11 protein-coding genes are annotated in these 17,488 nt (G+C 75.6%); 7 read left to right on the plus strand and 4 right to left on the minus strand.

Going from position 1 to position 17,488, the window contains the following annotated elements; translation table 11 throughout:
* Positions 1-153: 153 nt before the first annotated feature.
* Both lysS and ADEH_RS07420 read right to left on the minus strand, forming a co-directional pair.
* On the minus strand, positions 154-1,284 hold the full coding sequence (gene lysS, locus ADEH_RS07415) for a homocitrate synthase (protein ID WP_011420492.1): 1,131 nt from the start codon (positions 1,282-1,284) through the stop codon (positions 154-156).
* A gap of 4 nt (positions 1,285-1,288) precedes the next feature.
* Positions 1,289-5,938, minus strand: coding sequence for a GNAT family N-acetyltransferase (locus tag ADEH_RS07420; protein WP_041453395.1), 4,650 nt, complete (start codon positions 5,936-5,938; stop codon positions 1,289-1,291).
* A 190-nt stretch (positions 5,939-6,128) separates the two neighbouring features.
* On the opposite strand from ADEH_RS07420, the gene gnd reads away from it, so the two are divergent.
* The 4 genes from gnd (at position 6,129) to ADEH_RS07440 (ending at position 11,788) form a co-directional block, all read left to right on the plus strand.
* Entirely contained in the window at positions 6,129-7,115 is a 987-nt protein-coding gene (gene gnd, locus ADEH_RS07425; protein WP_011420494.1) for a phosphogluconate dehydrogenase (NAD(+)-dependent, decarboxylating), read from the plus strand.
* Positions 7,112-8,623, plus strand: a complete 1,512-nt coding sequence (gene zwf / locus ADEH_RS07430; RefSeq protein WP_011420495.1) for a glucose-6-phosphate dehydrogenase — start codon at positions 7,112-7,114, stop codon at positions 8,621-8,623. The genes gnd and zwf overlap by 4 nt, the downstream gene beginning before the upstream one ends.
* Before the next feature lie 5 nt (positions 8,624-8,628).
* Positions 8,629-9,360 (plus strand): 6-phosphogluconolactonase, encoded by a 732-nt coding sequence (gene pgl / locus ADEH_RS07435; RefSeq protein WP_011420496.1) that lies wholly within the window; start codon positions 8,629-8,631, stop codon positions 9,358-9,360.
* Between the two features lie 154 nt (positions 9,361-9,514).
* Complete coding sequence (locus ADEH_RS07440) at positions 9,515-11,788, plus strand: alpha,alpha-trehalose-phosphate synthase (UDP-forming) (RefSeq protein WP_011420497.1); 2,274 nt, start codon at positions 9,515-9,517, stop codon at positions 11,786-11,788.
* Between the two features lie 22 nt (positions 11,789-11,810).
* Here the strand turns inward: ADEH_RS07440 and ADEH_RS07445 are convergent, their stop codons facing one another.
* Positions 11,811-13,613: a glycoside hydrolase family 15 protein gene (locus ADEH_RS07445; protein ID WP_011420498.1), complete on the minus strand. Its 1,803-nt coding sequence runs from the start codon at positions 13,611-13,613 to the stop codon at positions 11,811-11,813.
* 147 nt (positions 13,614-13,760) lie between these two features.
* Positions 13,761-15,665 (minus strand): chloride channel protein, encoded by a 1,905-nt coding sequence (locus tag ADEH_RS07450; protein WP_049760072.1) that lies wholly within the window; start codon positions 15,663-15,665, stop codon positions 13,761-13,763.
* 219 nt (positions 15,666-15,884) lie between these two features.
* Here ADEH_RS07450 and ADEH_RS07455 point away from each other — a divergent pair, with 219 nt between their 5' ends.
* From ADEH_RS07455 to ADEH_RS07465, 3 genes are all read left to right on the plus strand, one after another.
* Positions 15,885-16,232 carry a LuxR C-terminal-related transcriptional regulator gene (locus ADEH_RS07455; protein ID WP_041453396.1) on the plus strand — a complete coding sequence of 116 codons (348 nt, stop codon included), beginning with the start codon at positions 15,885-15,887 and terminating at the stop codon, positions 16,230-16,232.
* 191 nt (positions 16,233-16,423) lie between these two features.
* The gene (locus ADEH_RS07460) at positions 16,424-16,912 is read left to right on the plus strand and encodes a universal stress protein (RefSeq protein WP_011420501.1); all 489 of its coding nucleotides are present in this window, start codon (positions 16,424-16,426) and stop codon (positions 16,910-16,912) included.
* Positions 16,913-16,988: 76 nt separating this feature from the next.
* Positions 16,989-17,459 carry a universal stress protein gene (locus ADEH_RS07465; RefSeq protein ID WP_011420502.1) on the plus strand — a complete coding sequence of 157 codons (471 nt, stop codon included), beginning with the start codon at positions 16,989-16,991 and terminating at the stop codon, positions 17,457-17,459.
* Positions 17,460-17,488 lie beyond the last annotated feature (29 nt).

Below are 17,488 nucleotides of genomic sequence, written 5' to 3' on the forward strand. Positions count from 1 at the left end.
CCGAGCCGATCCGGTCGCAGCCCCGCGCGCGGCAACGCCGCGCCCGCGGGGACCTCGCGCGAGCCCGCGGAAGCGGGCGCGCGAGGTCACGGGACCCGCGCAGCAGGGTGGGGCCCCGCGGAGCTCCGCTCCGTGGGGCGGGGCGCAGCCCCGTCAAGCAGTCACCCAGTCCCGGAGGACGCGATCGATCTGCTCTTCCGACAGCTCGCCGGCGTCCGCCAGCTCCTTGATGCGCTTGGTGAGCGCCTTCAGCTCGCTCTCGCCGAACGTGATCCCCATCTCGCGCGCCCGGTAGGCGATGGCGTGCCGGCCGGTGAGGCGGCTGCCCAGGATCAGCCGCCGGGTGAGGCCGAACGCCTCCGGCGGGATGATCTCGTAGGAGCCCGGGTTCGCCATCATGGCCTTCAGGTGCATCCCGGCCTTGTGCGAGTAGGCGGTCTCGCCGGTCACGTAGTTGTTGAACGGGACCTCGATGCCGGTCACCCGCGCCACCAGCCGCTCCAGCTCGCGGAGCTGGCCCAGCCGGTAGCGCTCCGCCACCGACTGCGGCTCGATCGAGAACATGCGCGCGATGATCCCGCCGAGCGGGGTGATGCCGACGCGCTCGCCGATCCCCAGCACCGCCACGTCCACGTGGGTGGCGCCGGCGGCCAGCGCCTCGTAGGCGTTGGCGATCGCGCACCCGGTGTCGTTGTGGCCGTGGAAGCCGATGTCGCAGCGGACCGCGCGCCGGATCTCGCGCACCAGCGCGAAGACCTGGCGCGGGGTGGCGATGCCCACCGTGTCGGCGATGCCGACGCGGTGGACGCCGAGCCGCTCGGCGGCCTGGTAGACCGCCACCAGGTCCGTCACCTCGCTCCGGAACGCGTCCTCGGCGGAGAAGCGCGTCTCGAGCCCGGCCTTCAGCGCCAGCTCGATGGGCGGCCCCATGGCGTCGATGATCTGCTGGATCGACTTGCCGTGGGAGGACTCGCGCAGGATGCGGCTGGTCGCGAACAGCAGGCCGATGCCGCGGACCCCGGTGTCGATGGCGGCGCGCACGTCGTCGAGGACGCAGCGCGAGTGGGTGATGACCCGCGCGCCCAGCCCCAGCTTCACGATCTGCACGGCGTCGCGCTGCGACTGCGGCGACGCGGCCGGGCTGGTCACCTCGACGTACTCGACCCCGAACGTGTCGAGCGCGCGCGCGATCTCGAGCTTGTCCTCGGTGCGGAACGTCCCGTGGGCGAACTGCTCGCCCTCACGGAGCGTCGAGTCGATGAGCTTCCAGGTGGACTTGGTCATGGCGCTAGAGCGGGAAGTCGTCGGGCTCGATCTCGCGGACCAGGCCGCCCGAGGTGGGGTCGGTGCGGAAGCCGAAGCGGCGCAGGTACTCCGGCTGGAAGTAGCCGGTCTCCATCCGGCGCACGCCGCGCGCCTTGAGCCGCCGCGCGAACTCGCGCATCAGGCCGTCGGCCACGCCGCGCCCGCGGAGGCGCCGCCCCACCACCAGCTTCTCCATGTGCACGCGGTCCGGCGCCACCTGCCGGTAGAAGAGCCCTCCGATGACGGTGTCCTTCGGGTCGAGGCAGAGCAGGAACTCGTGCTCGGTGGTGAAGGTCACCTGCAGGTTCGACTCGTGGAACATGTGGAGCAGGCGGGCCACCTCGCGCGGCGACACCGGGCCGCGCACGGTGAAGCGCTCACCCGCCTCGTCGGTGAGCGCCACCACCACCTCGGTGACGTAGTGGCCGCCCGACGGCATGGAGATGAGCGCCACCTCGTCGGTGGGCGCCAGGTACCGGTACGTCATGCGGGCGAGGAAGTAGTCCTCCTCGGAGGTCGGCCGCGCGGCGCTGCGCACCGCGGCCACCTGCTCCTCCAGGTCCAGGCCGCCGGCGGGGAGCACGCGGGCCCGGTTCATGATGCGGTCGAGCGCGGCGCCCAGCTCCGGGCGCACGCCCGCGAACACGGTCTGGCGGAAGAAGCGCACCCGGGTGTCCGGCCAGGCGGTCTCGACCTCGGACAGCCGGTAGGTGCCCCACAGCTCGCCGAGCATCTTCCCCTGGGCCTCGAACGTCGCCTGCGGGTTCACGTCCAGCCAGCGCCGGTAGCGCCGGGCCGCGAAGTGGACGCGCTGCGGGGTGAAGCCGCCCTCGCGCAGCCGCTCCAGGAACGTCTCGATGGCGACCGCGCGCCGCGAGGTCTGCGACACCTCCTCGAGCAGCGCGACGCCCCGCTCCAGCCCGAGCGCCTCCACCACCGCGGACAGGACGATGGCCTCGTCGGCGCCGCCCCTCAGCTCGGGCCGCGACCGCTCGATGCGCTCGATGAACGCGTCCTCGAAGCGGTCGAGCAGCTCGTCGAAGCCGGCGCAGGGGGAGCGGTCGGAGATCGACACCAGGCGCGCGCCGGAGTGGTAGTCGTGCGAGGGCACGATGAACGCGGCCGGCGAGGGCTCGCGCAGCGCGAGCCGCCGGCCGGTGCGGTCCCAGAACCGGACGTGCCCCTCCACCGCGGTCCACACCAGGAACGGCCAGAGGAGCTGGAGGCGCCGCGTCTCGCCCTGGCGCACCAGCCGCGCCACCTGCCGCTCCACGTCGGAGCCGGGGATGAACTCCTCGGTGAAGATGCCCCACTCGGCGAAGTAGCCGCCGAACTTCTCCACCAGCGGCGGCGGCGCGCCGGCGGCGAGCAGCCAGTTCACCTCCTGGCGCAGCTCGGCGAAGGTCATGTCCTCCGCCACGTTCATGGCGAAGTCGAAGACCTCGCGCGCGCGGGTGTGGATGGAGACGCGGTAGACGCTCTTGCCGTGCTGCCGCCCCAGCAGCGAGACCGCCAGGCCGCCCGGCGGGATGTCGGCGAGCGAGAGCAGCACCCCGCGCCCCAGCTCGAACACCGAGGCGCGCACGATGGTGGCGTCCTCGAAGGCCGAGAGCAGCGACGGGCGCACCTGCGCCGGCACGCTGTCGTCGAACACCAGCACGTGGTGCCAGCCGTACTCGACGCCGGTCTGCGGGTCGATCGCCAGCCGCAGGTTGGGGCCGACGAAGTTGGAGAACCCGCGCCGCAGGCGGTCCAGCTCCTCGCCGGCGCGGGCCGCCACCTCGGGATCCTCGTGCAGCGTGAGCCGGGCGAGCGGCACGCGCACGCGGCCGAAGTAGACCGGGTGCGCGATGGCGCAGGCGGTGAGCAGGCGCATCGCGCCCACCAGCAGCCGCCGGTCGGAGGGATCCGCCGGCGCGGCGTTGGCGCGGTCGGAGGCGAGGTGGGCGAGCAGCACCTGGACCTGCGCGTCGGAGAGGCCGCGCTCGCCCAGGTCGGCCAGGTCCTCGTCCCGCAGGGCCATCGCGCCCATCCGGTCGAGGAACAGGCGCACCGTCGAGAGCGTCTCGGCCGCGTCCTCGTTGGGCAGGAGCACCCGGAACGCGCGGCGCCGCACGTCCTCGTCGGGCGCGTCGGCGGCCCGGCGCAGCAGCGCGCGGCACAGCGAGGCGTGCTCGCTCTGCGCGGCGGCGAGGCCGATGTGGAGGTGGCTGATGGCGCGGCGCGCCTCGGGGCGCTCGGCGCGCAGCAGCTCGCCGGCCACGTGGATGGAGTGGAACGTCACCTCGCCGGCGTCCACCACGTCGAGCATGTCGCGCAGCCGCTCCGCCGGCGGCGCCGGCCAGAGGCGCGCGTCCAGGCGGAGATCCACGCTGCCCTTGCGGCGGCGGGACACGAGCGAGAGGAACGCCTCCTCGCCCAGGAACGCGCGCAGCCCCTGGTTCCCGAGCCACAGCGAGGGGCGGGCGAGCAGCGCGCCCAGGTCGATGACGGTCCCCTCGGCCGCGTAGGCGAGGTCGCCGATGCGGAGCGCGCCGGGGGCGGCCGGATCCGGGCCGATGCGCAGGCTGCGCTCGCCGGCGCGGAGCTGGCCGCCGTCGAGCGCGACCTCGTGCTGGAGCACGCCCATCTCGCGCAGGACCCAGTTCGGGATGCGCAGGAAGAAGCCGTCGAGCGCGAGCGCGAGGTGCTTCTGCTCGTACATCCGCTCGATGAGGTCCTTCCAGTTCTTCTCCACCGCCTCGCGCTTGAACGTGAGCTTGTGGGTCAGCTCGCCGTGCGCGTCGTCGAGGGCGCGCGGCAGCACCTGAAACGCCACCACGCGCTCGAACGGCGCCAGGAACCGGTTCGCGCTCGCGACCAGCGACCCGAGCAGCTCGCGCTGCTCGTCGGGCGAGCGGCCCTGGACCGCGGCCGACTGCTGGTTCGGCCAGACCAGCAGCGTGTTGTACTCGCGGTGATCGCCGACCAGGAACGCCTGCGAGATGGCCTCGAAGTCGCGGAACAGGTTCTCCACGCGCTGCGGCGCGATTGTCTGGCCCTGGCGGTTCTTGTAGATCTCCTTCTTGCGGCCGGTGATGTGGAAGTGGCCGGCGGGATCGACGGAGACCAGGTCGCCGGTGCCGAACCAGCCGTCGGCGTCCGCCCCGTGGTCGTTCGGGCCGGGGTGGTAGTAGCCGGGCGAGACGTACGGGCCGCGGATGAGCAGCTCGCCGTCGTCGGCGCGGCGGCACTCGATGCCGGGGAGCGGCTTGCCGATCGAGCCGTCCACGTACTCGCCCACCGGCGTCATGGTCACGCCGCCGGTGGCCTCGGTCATGCCGTAGCCGGAGCAGAGCTCGGTGCCCGCGCGGTGGAAGGCGCGGAACACCACCGGGTCGAGGTAGCCGGCCGCCGAGAGGCCGGTGCGGAGGCGGCCGCCGGTGATGACGCGCAGGTGCGCGGCCACGTCGTCGGGGTCGTCGGAGGCGGCCTCCCAGACCGCCGCGTCGTGCAGCTCCATCCACTTCTTCGGGACCGAGATGAAGACGGTGGGCTTCACCCGCTTGAAGTCCTCGAGCAGCGGCCCCTGCGCGGTGGAGCGGGCGAACACGTAGGTCGCGCCCCACCACAGCGTCCCGGTGAGCTCGAGCCAGCGGCCGAACGTGTGGTAGAGCGGCAGGTAGCAGAGGAAGACGTCGCCCTCGCCCACCTCGCGCAGCGCGTACCCGCGCGCGAGCCGCTTGGTCACCAGGTTCTGGTGCGTGAAGACGATGCCCTTGGGCTTCCCGGTGGTGCCCGAGGTGTACATCACCGTGGCGACGTCGCCGGACCGGACGCGGCCGGCGCGCGCCGCCCGCGCGTCGTCGTCGAAGTCCGCCCCCTGGCCGATCATCTGCTCGAGCGAGAGCAGGCCGTTGCGCTCCGCCGCCGCGCGGGAGAACACCACGATCTCGCGCAGCTCGGGGAGGGCGGGCAGCGAGGGGAGCACCTTCGCGACCTGCTCCTCGTCGGAGGCGAGCAGCACCCGCGCCCCGGAGTGCTTCAGCATGAACACCACCTGCTCGGCCACCGCGTTCGCGGGGAGCGGGTAGTCCACGATGCCGTTGGTGAGGCAGGCGAGGTCGGACAGGGCCGCCTCGAGGCAGTTCTCGGAGAGGATCGCCACCCGCGCGTCCGGGTGGTCGTCCACCAGCGCCAGGATGCCGCGCGCGATGGCCCGCGTCCGCCGGGCCACGTCGGCGACGGTCAGCTCGCAGGCGTCCTGCCCGAGGACCCGGATCGCCACCGTCTTCGGGTCGGTCTCCTCGCGCGAGCGGAGCACCTCGCCGAGCGTGCAGTCGGCCCGCGCGATGACCGGGAACAGCAGCTCCAGCCACGGGTCCACGTCGTCGGGCCGGAGCTGGCTGGTGAACAGGCGGCGGCGGGCGCCGTCGAGGAGCGCGAGGAGCGCGCGGCGCGCCTGGGCGCGGCGGGGGCCGTCGAGCCGGCCCAGGAGGATCTCGACGAGCGGCGCGACCTCCGCCCGGTCGCCGGGCCGGACGGCGGCGAGCGCCTCGCGCGTCAGCTCCAGCGTCTCGGCGTCGGGGCCGTCCGCGGCCGCCCAGCGGTCGGCCAGCCCTGGGAACGGGGACTCCTGCTTGACCTGGAACATGCCCTCCCAACAAACCACGGATGTGCGGCCATGTCGACGCGCGCCGGAGGCCGCACCCTGGGTGATGCGCGCCGCGCCGCGCACCCGCGTCGCGCCCCTCGGCGCGACCCCACGGGTGCCGGAATCCGTCCGGGCGGGCGGCGTTCCGTCCGCTTACGCTTTGCCCCACGTCGCGACGACGGGAGGCGGCATGGACATCGGGATGGTGGGCCTGGGGCGGATGGGCGGCCGGATGGCGCGCAGGCTGCTCCGCGGAGGTCACCGGGTGGTCGGGTTCGACCCGGATGCGCACGCGGTGGCGGAGCTGGCGGCCGACGGAGGGGCGGGGGCCGCGTCGCTGGACGCGCTGGTGGCGGCGCTGGCCCCGCCGCGCGCGGTCTGGCTGATGGTGCCGGCGGGCGCGCCCACCGAGCAGGCGATCGCGTCGCTGGCGGAGCGGCTCGGGTCCGGGGACGTCGTGGTGGACGGGGGGAACTCCTGGTTCAAGGACGACGTGCGGCGGGCCGAGCTGCTGCGGGCGCGGGGCGTGCGGTTCCTCGACGCCGGGACGAGCGGCGGGGTGGCCGGGCTGGAGCGCGGCTACTGCCTGATGGTCGGCGGGGATCGCGAGGCGTTCGACCGGCTCGAGCCGGTGCTCCGGACGCTCGCGCCCGGCCGCGCCTCGGCGCCGCCCACGCCCGGACGCACCGCCGGCGGGACCGCCGAGGAGGGCTACCTGTACTGCGGCCCGGCCGGCGCCGGCCACTTCGTGAAGATGATCCACAACGGCGTGGAGTACGGGCTCATGCAGGCGTACGCGGAGGGCTTCGACCTGCTGCGCGGCGCCGCCGGGGAGGGGATGCCCGAGGCGATCCGCTACCGGCTCGACCTCGCCGAGGTGGCCGAGCTGTGGCGGCGCGGGAGCGTGGTGACGTCTTGGCTGCTGGACCTCTCCGCCGCGGCCCTGGCGCGCGACCCCGGGCTGGACGCGTTCGAGGGCGCGGTGGCCGACTCGGGCGAGGGGCGCTGGACGATCCAGGCGGCGGTGGAGGAGGGCGTGGCGGCCCCGGCGCTCTCCGCGGCGCTGTTCGCGCGGTTCCGCTCGCGCCGGGCGCACACGTTCGGCGAGAAGCTGCTGAGCGCGATGCGCCGCGGGTTCGGCGGGCACCACGAGGCGGTGAAGGGAGGCTCGCGGTGACCGCGCCCCCCGCCAGCGACCGCCCCGGCGACCCCTGCGCGTTCGTGATCTTCGGCGCGATGGGAGACCTCGCCCGCCGCAAGCTCTTGCCGTCGCTGTACAACCTGCGCCTGAACGGCCTGCTGCCGCGCGAGTTCGCCATCGTGGGCGTGTCGCGCCGGGCGCTCGACGACGCGGCCTACCGCGACGCCGTCACCGGCGCGCTCCGCACCTTCGCGACGCGCCCGGTGGACGACGCGATCTGGTCGGAGTACGCGCAGCGCGTCCACCACGTGCAGGGGGACTTCGAGGACCCGGGCACGTACGAGCGGATCGCCGGCGCGCTCGCGCACGCCGCGCAGAAGCACGGGACCTCGGGCAACGCGCTGTTCTACCTGGCCACGCCGCCCGGCGAGTTCTGCCACATCGTGCGCGGGCTGGGCGCGGCGGGGCTGCTCGGCGAGAGCGCGGGCTGGCGGCGGGTGGTGATCGAGAAGCCGTTCGGCCGCGACCTGGACTCGGCGGTGGCGCTGAACCGCGAGCTCGCCTCGGTGGTGCGCGAGGAGCAGATCTACCGGATCGACCACTACCTCGGGAAGGAGACCGTCCAGAACCTGATGGTGTTCCGGTTCGCGAACGGGATCTTCGAGCCGATCTGGAACCGCCGCTACGTGGACCACGTGCAGGTCACGGTGGCCGAGGAGCTGGGGGTGGAGGGCCGAGGCGACTACTACGAGCAGGCCGGCGCGCTCCGCGACATCGTCCAGAACCACATCCTGCAGCTCCTCACGCTGGTGGCCATGGAGCCGCCCTCGACGCTCGCCGCCGAGGCGGTCCGCAACGAGAAGACCAAGGTGCTGGAGTCGATCCGGCCCATGTCGCCGGAGGACGTGCTGCGGAACACGGTGCGCGGCCAGTACGGCGAGGGCTACCTGGGCGGCCAGAAGGTGCCCGGGTACCGGGCGGAGCCGAGCGTGTCGCCGGCCTCGCAGACCGAGACCTACGCCGCGCTGAAGCTCCAGGTGGAGAACTGGCGCTGGGCCGGGGTGCCGTTCTACGTGCGCGCCGGCAAGCGGCTCGCGCGGCGCGACACGCAGATCTCGATCCAGTTCCGCCGGCCGCCGCTGCTCCTGTTCCAGGAGGCCGGGGTGGAGGGCATCGAGCCGAACCGGCTCGACATCCTCATCCAGCCGGAGGAGGCCATCTGCATCTCGATGAAGGCCAAGCGCCCCGGCCCCTCGATCCAGCTCCAGCCGGTGCGGCTCGACTTCAGCTACGCCGACTTCGGGGGCCTGCCGCCCGCCACCGGGTACGAGCGGCTGCTCCACGACGCGATGATCGGCGACGCGACGCTGTTCCACCGCGCCGACATGGTGGAGGCGAGCTGGCGGATCGCCACCCCGGTGCTCGACGTCTGGTCCACCTTGCCGGCGCGCGACTTCCCGAACTACGCCGCGGGGAGCTGGGGCCCGGCGTCGGCGGCCGAGCTGCTCGCGCGCGACGGGCGGCGCTGGGCGGACCGGGAGTGAGCGCGGTGGCGCGTCCGTCCGGGCCCGCGCTGGTGCGCGTCGCCGACCCGGCGGCGCTGGCGCGCGCGGCCGCCGAGGAGGTGGCGCGGCGCGCCGAGGCGGCCGTGGCGGCGCGCGGGCGCTTCGCGATCGCGCTCGCCGGCGGGAGCACGCCGCGGGCGCTGTACGGCGTCCTCGCGGACCCGGCGGCGCCCTGGCGCGCGCGGGTGCCGTGGGCGCGCACGGAGGTGTGGTTCGGCGACGAGCGCTGCGTCCCGCCGGACCACCCGGACTCGAACTACCGGATGGCGCGCGAGGCGCTGCTCGACCGCGTCGCTCCCGCCGCCGTCCACCGCATCGAGGGCGAGCGGCCGCCGGCCGACGCGGCCGCGCGGTACGAGGCGGCGCTGCGGCAGGCCGCCGGGGCCGCCGGGGAGCCGCCGCGCCTCGACCTGGTGCTGCTCGGGCTCGGCGCCGACGGCCACACCGCGTCGCTGTTCCCGGACAGCCCGGCGCTGCGAGAGCGCGCGCGATGGGTGGCGGCGCCGTTCGTGCCCGCCGTGGGCGCCCACCGCGTCACCCTCACGCTGCCGGTGCTGGAGCGGGCGCGCGCGATCGCGTTCCTCGTGTCGGGCGCCGGCAAGCGCGCAGCGCTCGAGCGCCTCCTCGCCGCCGGGCCTCCTGCGATCCCCGCGGCGCGGGTGCGCCCGCTCGACGGCGCGCTGCTCGTGCTCGCGGACGACGCGGCCCTGGGATAGCGGGCGGCGGCTCGGGCAGGGGCCCCCCGCCCCGGCGCACGCCCGCTCGCCCGCCGGGCGGGCGTCGGAGGGGCCCCGCGGCCGGTGCGTCCTCCTGGCGCAGGGTCCCCCGCAGGCGGTTGGAGGGCCAACCGACCGGACATAGGATGCTCCGATGCGCGCGGTCTTGAAGGTCCTCGTCCCGCTGATGCTCCTCCTGGGCGCCATCGCCTGGGGGGCGTCGGTCCTCGTGGAGCACACGGCCCGGCGCTGGTTCGACCGCGACACCCGCATGCGGGCGGAGCTGGCGGTCTCCGGTGCCCGGGACGGGCTGGAGCGAGCGCTCCGCAAGGGGGAGCGTGCGCGGGTGCGCCGGATCCTGGGCGAGGTGGCCCGGGACGAGCGGGTGCTCGGCGCGGCGGCCTGCGATCCCGAGGGGGCGCTCGTGGCGAGCACCTCCGAGTACCCGGCGCCGTTCGACTGCGGCCGGATCCGGGCGCACGCGTCCGCGGGCGCGGCCTCGCCCACCACCTGGGCGTTCGAGGCGCCGTACGGCGAGACCCGGGTGCACCTCACCGCCGTGCCGCTCGCCGACGAGGAGGGGCCGCTCGGGTTCGTGGCGCTCGTGCACGACATGAGCTGGGTCGCGACGCGCGAGGAGCAGACGCGCGGGTTCCTGGCGGTCGCGTTCGCGATCGTGGCGCTGGCCGCGGCGGTCGCGACCACGCTCGCGGCGCGCTTCTCGTGGCGCGGGTGGAGCGCGGAGCTGCAGCGCGTGCTGCGGGCGACCTGGCTCATGCCGGGCCCGTCGGCCCCGCCGCGCACCCGGCGCGAGTTCCAGCCGCTCCTGTCCGACGTGCGCGCCCTGGTCTCGGAGCTGGCTGCGGAGCAGTCCGACGGCAGGGCCGGGCTCTGGTCGCCGGCCCGGCTGCGCGACGCGCTCGCGCGGCACCTCCCGGGCAGCGAGGTGATCGTCGTCGCGAACCGCGAGCCCTACATCCACGAGCGGCGCGACGGGACGCTCCGGGTGCAGCACCCGGCCAGCGGCCTCGTCACCGCGCTGGAGCCGGTGGTCCACGCCACCGGCGGCACCTGGATCGCGCACGGCAGCGGCTCGGCCGACCGGGAGGTGGTGGACCGGCACGCCCGCGTGCGCGTCCCGCCGGACGACCCCGCCTACACGCTGCGGCGCGTGTGGCTCACCGCGGCCGAGGAGGAGGGCTACTACTACGGCTTCTCCAACGAGGGGCTGTGGCCGCTGTGCCACGTGGCGCACACCCGGCCGACGTTCCGCGGCGCCGACTTCGCCGCGTACCGCGACGCGAACCGCAAGTTCGCCGACGCGGTGTGCCAGGAGGCGACCGGCCCCGACCCGGTGGTGCTGGTGCAGGACTACCACTTCGCGCTGCTGCCCCGGATGATCCGCGAGCGGCTGCCGCGCGCGACCATCATCACGTTCTGGCACATCCCGTGGCCGAACTCCGAGCGCTTCGGGATCTGCCCCTGGGGCCCCGAGATCCTGGAGGGCATGCTCGGCTCGAGCATCCTCGGGTTCCACGTGCAGGCGCACTGCAACAACTTCCTCGACTCGGTGGACCGCTACCTCGAGGCGCGCCTCGACCGCGAGCGCCAGAGCGTGGTGCTGGGCGGCCAGGAGACGCTGATCCGCGCCTACCCGATCTCCATCGACTGGCCCACCCGGTGGGCGGCGGACGCGCCGGCGGCGCCCCTGTGCCGCGAGCGCGTCTTCGCCGACCTCGGCCTCGCGCCCGACGCGCTGCTGGGCGTCGGCATCGACCGGCTCGACTACACCAAGGGCATCGAGGAGCGGCTGCTGGCGGTGGAGCGGCTGCTGGAGCGCTTCCCGCAGTTCCGGGGCCGGTTCACCTTCGCGCAGCTCGCCGCCCCCAGCCGCACGCGCATCCCGCGCTACCAGGAGCTGAACCGCAACGTGGAGGAGGTGGCGCGGCGGGTGAACGAGCGGTTCGGCGAGGCGTCCTACCGGCCCATCGTGCTGCTCCGGGAGCACCACGAGCCGCCCACCGTGTTCCGCTTCTACCGCGCCGCGGACCTCTGCTACGTGTCGTCGCTGCACGACGGCATGAACCTGGTCGCGAAGGAGTTCGTGGCGGCGCGCGACGACGAGGCGGGGGTGCTGGTGCTCTCGCGGTTCACCGGCGCGTCGCGCGAGCTGGGCGAGGCGCTGCTGGTGAACCCGTACGACCTCGAGGAGGCCAGCTCCGCGCTGGCGGCGGCGCTGGCGATGCCGCGCGAGGAGCAGCGCGAGCGGATGCGGGCGCTGCGCACGTTCGTGTCCGAGTTCAACGTGTACCGCTGGGCCGGGCGCATGCTCGTGGACGCGGGCCGGCTGCGCAAGCGCGACCGCGTCTCCGGGCGCATCACGGTGCCGTTCCGGACGGTGCCGGGCGAGGCCGGCGGCCGGCGCTGAGCCCGGTCGCGGCGCCGCGGCCTCAGTCGCAGTCGCCGTCCGGGCAGCGCCCGGAGCGGTGCGGCGCCTCGCTGCTCAGGCCCAGCGCGGTGTTGACCAGCGCCACGTGCGAGAACGCCTGCGGGAAGTTCCCCACCAGCCGCCGCTGGACCGGATCCCACTGCTCGGCGAGCAGCCCGACGTCGTTCGCGAGCCCGACCACGCGCTCGAAGTAGCGGGTCGCCTCGGCGTGCCGGCCCTGCATCCGCAGCGCGTCGGAGAGCCAGAGCGTGCACGCCAGGAACACCCCCTCGCCGGGCGGGAGGCCGTCCACGCCGGTGCGGCTGTCGTAGCGGTGCACCAGGCCGCCCTCGGTCAGCTCGCGCTCGATCGCGGCGATCGTGCCGGCCACGCGCGGATCGGTGACCGGCAGGAACCCCACCTGCGGCACGAGCAGCAGGCTCGCGTCGAGCGCCTTCGAGCCGAACGCCTGCGTGAACGCGCCGCGCTCCGCGTCGTAGCCGCGGGCGCACACCTCCGCGTGGATGCGCGCCCGCAGGGCCCGCCAGCGATCCAGCGGGCCCTCGAGCCGCCCGGCGCGCGCCGAGCGCAGCGCGCGGTCCACCGCCACCCAGGCCATCACCTTCGAGTGCGTGAAGTCGCGGCGCGGCCCGCGGATCTCCCAGATGCCCTCGTCGGGATCGTCCCAGTGCGACTCGAGCCAGTCGAGCAGCGCGCGCTGCACGGTCCAGGCGTCGGGGCTGAACGGCAGGCCGGACAGGTGCGCCTGGTGCAGGCAGTCCAGCACCTCGCCGAACACGTCGAGCTGGAGCTGCGAGGAGGCGGCGTTCCCGATCCGGACCGGGCGCGCGCCCTCGTACCCGGGCAGCCACGGCAGCTCGAGCTCGGTGAGCCGCCGCTCGCCGGCGATGCCGTACATGATCTGCAGGTCCTCCGGCTGGCCCGCGACCGCGCGGAGCAGCCAGTCGCGCCAGGCGCGCGCCTCGTCCACGTACCCGGCGCCCATGAGCGCGAGGAGCGTGAAGGTCGCGTCGCGGATCCAGCAGAACCGGTAGTCCCAGTTGCGGACGCCGCCGGGCGCCTCGGGGAGCGAGGTGGTGGGGGCCGCCACGATCCCGCCGGTGCGCGAGTAGGTGAGCGCCTTCAGCACCACCAGCGACTGCACCAGCAGCGCGTGCCAGCGGCCGCCCGCGGTGCAGCGCCCGGACCAGCGCCGCCACCAGGCCTCGGTCGCCTCCAGCGCCGCGCCGGGCTCCGGCGGCGTGGGCGCGGGCTCGTGGGACGGGTGCCAGGTGAGCACGAACGGCGCCGACTCGCCGGCGGAGACCGCGAAGCGGGCGCGGACGGTGCCGTGCTCGGCGCGGAGCGGGACCGCGGCGAGCAGGTGGAGCGTGTCCGGGCCGGCGCTCGCGGAGAGGTGCCGCCCCTGGCCGCGGATCCAGGGCCGGCGCGCCCCGTAGCCGAAGCGGGGCGAGAGCTCCAGGTCGAGCTCCACGCGCCCGCGGAGCCCCTGGACCAGGCGCACCAGGTCGGGCGCGGCGCCGCGCGGCGGCATGAAGTCCACGATCCGCACCGCGCCCTCGGCGGTGGACAGCTCGGTGTCCAGCACCAGCGTCCCCGGCCGGTAGGCCCGGCGCACGGCGCGCACCTCGCCCACCGGGCGGAGGGCGAAGCGGCCGTGCTCCGGCGTGCCGAGGAGCGCGGCGAGGCAGGCGTCGGAGTCGAAGCGCGGCCAGCACAGCCAGTCCACCGAGCCGTCCCGCCCGATCAGCGCGGCGCTCTGCGCGTCGCCGACCATCGCGTACTCTTCCAGCCGCTGCGCCACCCGGCACCTCCGCGGCGGTCCGGCCGGCGGCGCCGTGCCGCGGCGGCCCGGGGGACGGTCCGCCCGTCTCCCCCATCGCCCATCCCATGGATGCGCCCGGCGCCGCGCCGGTGCGCGCGAGCGAGGGGAAAGGCAGGGGGCCGGTCGCTAGGCGCCGGCAGGGTGGCGAGCGGGCGGATCGGCGATCGCCTGCAGGAACACCCGCGCGATCTCCGCCTCGCCGACGTAGCCGGTCACCCGGCCGCCCTCGACGACCGGGAGCTGGCGCAGCCCGCTGTCCACCAGCAGCTCGCCCACGCGGGCGAGGGTGGTCTCGGGCGCCACCGCCGTCCACCCCGCCGCCACGTCGGCGAGCACCGCCCAGCCGAGGTGCGGGTCGGCGGCGGCCGCGCGGATCGCGTCCACGTCGGCGAGCCCCGCCCACGCGCCGGCGGGGCCGAGCAGCGGCAGCACGCGCTGGCGGGAGGTGCTCGCGGCCGCCGCCAGCCCCTCGGCGAGCCGCGCGCCGGCCTCGGCGGGCCCGGCCTCGGCGGGCACGGCCACGTCGCGGACGGTGACGCGGGCGAGCAGGTCGCGCGCGCGGAGCTCCGGGTGCGCCGGCGACTCGCGCTGGTTCCGCGGCTGCGCGGGGTACAGCGTCCAGCGCCGCAGCGCCACGTACGCCACGCCGATGGAGAGCATCATCGGGACGAGCAGGTCGTAGCTGCCGGCCAGCTCCGAGACCAGCACCAGCGCCGAGAGCGGCACGTGCGCGAGCCCGCCGTACAGCGTGCCCATCCCCACCAGCACGAACGCGGCCGGCTGGAGCGTGGGGTCGCCGGTGACGAGCGCGGCCCCGTGGCCGAAGGCGGCGCCCAGCAGGCCGCCGATGGTGAGCGCCGGGGCGAAGTCGCCGGCGGAGCCGCCCGAGCCGATGGTGAGCGAGGCCGCCACCACCTTCGCGGCGGCGAGGCCGAGCAGGAGGATCACGAGCGGCCACCCGGGCTGCATGCCCGGCGAGCCCGCGATGGCGGCCTGCACCGCGCCGTAGCCGCCGCCCAGCAGGCCGATGCCGCGGTCCTCCGCGCCGTACAGGTGGCCGACGAGCAGGATCACCGCGGTCGCGAACCCGCCCATGAGCAGGCCGCCCAGGCCGGGCCGCAGCCAGGCAGGCCCGGGGAGCCGCCCGAACCCGCGGGCCACCGTGCGCAGGCTCACCGCGAACGCCACCGCGCCGAGCGAGACGAGCAGCGCCAGCAGCGCGTAGAGCGGGAGGTGGCGCGGCACGAACGGGAACGCGGGGAGCCGCCCGAACAGCGTGGTCTCGCCGTAGATGGACGCGACCAGCGAGTAGGCCACCACGCTCGCGAGGATGGCGGGGACCAGGGCGTCGGACTCGAAGTCGTCGCGGTACAGCATCTCGACCGCGAGCAGCGCGGCCCCGAGCGGCGTCCGGAACACCGCCGAGATGCCCGCCGCCACGCCGGCCACCATCAGGATGCGCCGCTCGCGCGGGCTGGTCGGCAGCACCCGGCCGATGAGCGCGCCCAGCGCGCCGCCGATCTGCATGGTCGGCCCCTCGCGGCCGCCCGCGCCGCCGGTGGCGAGCGTCAGCACCGAGGCGAGCGCCTTCACCGGCGCCACCCGTGCGCGCATGCGCGCACCGTGCAGGTGGTAGGCGTCGATGGTCGCGTCGCCGCCGCCGCCCCCGCACTCGGGCGCGAGCTTCGCGGTGACGAGGCCGCTCGCCAGGCCGCCGAGCGCGGGGAGCAGGACGAGCACCCACGGCCGCAGCGGGCCGGCCGGCTCCTTCCCGAACACCAGCTCGCCGGCGGCGCGGAGCGGCAGGTACCCGGCCAGCCCGCCGAGCAGCAGGCGCTGGCCGATCTCGAGCGCGGCGAAGAAGCCCGCGCCCACCAGGCCCGCGAGGCAGCCCAGCACCGCCGCGTGCAGCAGCGTCCGGCCCAGGAGCCGGAGGTCGAGGGGGCCGCCGAGCGGCGTCATCCACGCCAGGCCGGCGCGCAGCGCGCGGGCGGTGATGGGTCTTCGATCCTCCCGCGCTGGTCCCGGCATGCGTGCGGGCATTCTATTCGCGGCCGGTCGGGGGGCCAGCGCGCCGTTCAACCCCTCGATCTTTCATGTCTACGTACCACATGGGGCGTGGCGCCCGGCTGGATGGTGCCTAACGTGGCGTTCACCAGGGCGGCCGCCCGGGGTGGGGTCCAGGGGTGGATCGGGGACCCGGGCGGCGCCGAGACGGCCGGACATGTTCCGGGGAAGGAAGCAGAGCCCATGCCTCACATCGACGTCGAGATCCTCACGCCGTTCACCGCCAAGTACCTGGAGGGCCGCAGCCTCACGCCCGCCGAGCGCGCGGAGGTGCTCCGGCTGGCCCAGGGTTTCGCGTGCAAGGACTCCGCGGCCGCCGCCAACGTCTCCCCCGAGACCATCCGGGCCCGCCGCAAGCGCATCTACCGCAAGCTGGACGTGCCGGGCTCCGGTGAGCTGATCTCCGAGCTGCTGGCGCTCTCGCTCCGCATGCTCGCCGCCGGCGAGCGGATCGAGCCGCGGCCGGTCGTCCCCGCGCAGCCGCAGGACACGGCCGCCTCGAGCACGCCGACGCTCATCGCGGCCCGCTGAGCCGGCGCGGGCGAGCGGACGGGCGCGCCGGCGCGCGCGCGTGCGCGCGGTGCGCGGCGCCGCCCTCGCCCCGCCTCCGGGTCCCCCCTCCTGACGTGCGCTCCGCCCGGTGGGCGGGCGTACGATCGGATGGGTCCAGCCGGCGCCCGCCGTGGACCGGGGCCGAGCGCCGGGGGATCCGGAGGTGCGCCATGGCCGGCTGGAAGAAGATCTGCTGCGCCGTCGATTTCTCGGAGCCCTCGCGCCGCGCCATGCGCGAGGCGGCGGAGCTCGCCCGTCTCATGGGCGCGGAGCTGACGCTCCTGCACGTCTACGTCTCGCCGCCGGTGATGGCGACGGACATGCTGGTCGCCGCCCGCGACCTCGGGCCGATGATCGCCGAGGAGGCGGAGGGGACCGTCACCGCCTGGCGCGGCGAGGCGGAGCGGCTCGTCGGCGCGCCGGTGTCCACGCACGTCGCGTCCGGGCAGCCGGAGGACGAGATCCCCCGCTTCGCCACGGAGCACGGGACGGATCTCCTGGTGATCGCCACCCACGGCCGGAGCGGCCTGCGCCGGCTGGTGCTCGGCTCGGTGGCGGAGGCGGTGGCCCGCCGCGCGCCGTGCCCGGTGCTGGTGGTGCGGAGCGGCGCCGAGCCGGCGCACCAGGATCTCACGGCCGAGGCCGCGCAGTACCACTGATCCCGGCCAGCCCCGCCGCGCCGGGCGCGGGCGGGCGGCCGGGTAGGGCGCGCACCGGCGCGCCCCGGGAGGCGCCATGCGGTCCTGGCAGCGGATCCTCTGCGCGGTCGATCTCAGCGAGGCCTCGCGCGCCACGGTCACGACGGCCGCGGACCTGGCCCATGCCACCGGCGCCGAGCTGGCGCTGGTGCACGTCCACGAGCCGCTCGCGCGGGCGGAGGCCCGCGCCGCGGCGCGCGATCCCGCGCGGCTGGAGGCGCAGGCGCAGCGGCTCGGCGCCGAGCTGCAGCGCTGGCGCGGCGTCGCGCAGGGCGTGGTGGGCAGGCCGGTGCGGGCCCTGCTCGCGAGCGGGGGGGCGGCGGGCGAGATCCTCCGGACGGTCGGGGAGGGCGGGTACGACCTGGTGGTGGTCGGCGCGCACCCGCACCGGCGCCTCGGGCGCACCGTGGGCGGCGCGGTGGCGGTGCGCGTGGTGCGCGAGGCCCCGTGCCAGGTGCTCGTGGCGCACGAGCCCGCGCACGCCCTCGAGACGGCCGCCGCGCTCTGACGCCGCCGGCGGGGCCCGGAGGCCCGGGG

The sequence above is a fragment of the Anaeromyxobacter dehalogenans 2CP-C genome (genome assembly GCF_000013385.1).
Taxonomy (GTDB): Bacteria; Myxococcota; Myxococcia; order Myxococcales; family Anaeromyxobacteraceae; genus Anaeromyxobacter; species Anaeromyxobacter dehalogenans_B.

What these genes read in the sequence shown, in the direction of transcription:
- lysS (WP_011420492.1), bottom strand. Translation starts at nt 1,284, where the DNA reads ATGACCAAGTCCACCTGGAAGCTCATCGACTCGACGCTCCGTGAGGGC.
- ADEH_RS07420 (WP_041453395.1), bottom strand. Translation starts at nt 5,938, where the DNA reads ATGTTCCAGGTCAAGCAGGAGTCCCCGTTCCCAGGGCTGGCCGACCGC.
- gnd (WP_011420494.1), top strand. Translation starts at nt 6,129, where the DNA reads ATGGACATCGGGATGGTGGGCCTGGGGCGGATGGGCGGCCGGATGGCG.
- ADEH_RS07440 (WP_011420497.1), top strand. Translation starts at nt 9,515, where the DNA reads ATGCGCGCGGTCTTGAAGGTCCTCGTCCCGCTGATGCTCCTCCTGGGC.
- ADEH_RS07450 (WP_049760072.1), bottom strand. Translation starts at nt 15,665, where the DNA reads ATGCCGGGACCAGCGCGGGAGGATCGAAGACCCATCACCGCCCGCGCG.
- ADEH_RS07455 (WP_041453396.1), top strand. Translation starts at nt 15,885, where the DNA reads ATGCCTCACATCGACGTCGAGATCCTCACGCCGTTCACCGCCAAGTAC.
- ADEH_RS07460 (WP_011420501.1), top strand. Translation starts at nt 16,424, where the DNA reads ATGGCCGGCTGGAAGAAGATCTGCTGCGCCGTCGATTTCTCGGAGCCC.
- ADEH_RS07465 (WP_011420502.1), top strand. Translation starts at nt 16,989, where the DNA reads ATGCGGTCCTGGCAGCGGATCCTCTGCGCGGTCGATCTCAGCGAGGCC.